The sequence below is a fragment of the Prevotella aff. ruminicola Tc2-24 genome (genome assembly GCF_900110895.1).
Lineage (GTDB): Bacteria > Bacteroidota > Bacteroidia > Bacteroidales > Bacteroidaceae > Prevotella.
On the sequence record NZ_FOIQ01000008.1, the window covers coordinates 1 to 1,654 of the forward strand.

The 1,654-nt window shown below is 47.2% G+C and carries 2 protein-coding genes; both read right to left on the reverse strand.

Annotated features, from left to right (window positions below; all coding sequences use genetic code 11):
• Positions 1-479: fimbrillin family protein (locus BMY63_RS12135; RefSeq protein WP_177178442.1), on the reverse strand; the 479-nt coding region annotated here is incomplete at its 3' end.
• Between the two features lie 276 nt (positions 480-755).
• On the reverse strand, positions 756-1,654 hold an 899-nt coding region (locus BMY63_RS12395; RefSeq protein WP_177178443.1), incomplete at its 5' end, for a hypothetical protein.

A 1,654-nucleotide genomic window follows, 5' to 3' on the forward strand; every position in this document is an offset into this window, starting at 1 on the left:
TCGTCCTGTGGCCTCCACTCGTTCACATATTCCGCAAAGAACTCAGCGGCAGTATGTTTCGACCAGTCGACCTTCTCCATATTAAAATCCTTGTTGTAGGGATAATAGGCGAAATAGCTCAAGCCCGGGAAATAGTAGAAGGTCTCGCCGTCGGGGTTCTTCCAGTTGGTGCCGTCGTATACCAGTTCCAGGTTCTGATAGTGTGAGGCTCCACTCGGAGAGATGGAGAACACGCCGATCTTGTCGCCTGCGATGAACTGTGTCTTCATGATGGTACCATCACCATCGGTCTTTTCCTCGTTGCTCTCACTGGCACGAGTCGATTTTTTGTCCTCATAGCCGCCATCCACTACCTTCACGGTCATGGCCTTTTGCCCGTCAGAATCCAAATGATCCTCGAGGATCATCTCACTTTGGGTACAACTGTTCATTGTAATGGCAAACAGGCCCCAACTCAGGTGTAAAAACAATCTCTTCATATTTTCCTATCGTGTCTTATTATACTATTTGCTTTATCTGTTCTGTCTCACTGTCGATGATCTCATCATCGTCATCCTTGATCCGCCGGTAACCGTCTCCTGTTGTCGTGCCGCCCGGCTGGTTGTCCTCTTATATTCTCGCCGTATTGCCGATTTTCAAAGCCATACGGTCGTTCACATTCCAGTATCCGCCTGTTCTGGAGTCTCTCTGTTTGTCAGTTGCTGTTGCGAAATATATACTTACTGTCCATGTGGCATACCCATGCCTAGGAATTTTTAGAACCCACAGGCATAAAGGGTCTTGGCACTTGCTCCGTTCATATTATATTTATTACCCGAAGAGAATGATGGAGTAAAGAGATTGAAAACCCATACTCCAGCTCCGTCGGCGGTTGATTCTGAGCTTACGAAAAATGTGCCTGATTTCCAGCCGGAAGAAGTTACTTTATAGTCTCCTGTCACCCCTGTTGCCTCAAACGAGCGACTCAGCTCTGTGGAGTATGTTGAACGGACATTGGCAAAAGTAGGACGAGTAGCAGTAAGGGCTGAGGATACATGGCCTCCTGTATAGTCGCAGATCATTTTTATCCATTGTCCAGTACTGGGTATAAACCACTCCGAGCACTGGTCGTATGCCTTGGTCCCTACGCTTTGGGCCATTGTAAACTTAAGATAGTATGTACTCTTTATGGCCAAAGAGTTGGTGAGTCCAGACTTATCCTCCATCATCTGTCCTACATTGACCACATTGGGTGCCGGAGAGTCGTAGTTTTTTGAACTACTCTCCCAGAACTCTGAACTCGATTCGACAGTTTGTTTCCTCAATACCAGTCCGTGGGTGTATCCCTCAGTATACTCATCATGAAGTCCTGCCAGATACATCACGACTCCGATGGAACTACTATATCCTGTTACGTTTCCGCTGGCGGGCGTATGTGCAAAGTGCATATCACTGAATAAGATATCTCCAGGCACCACGGTAAAATCCTCTATCTCGGAATTGGCAGGATTGTATTCCCCGTCTATTACAAATTTCTTGTAGCGTCCGGCACTTACATTATTGCATGTGAAGCTGAATACACGGCCGTCAGGATTCTTGCCCGATATGAACTTCGCTTGTCCCGGCTTCACCAGATAGCGGTAGTAGCCTTGTTTGCGACTGGGCTTATACACCT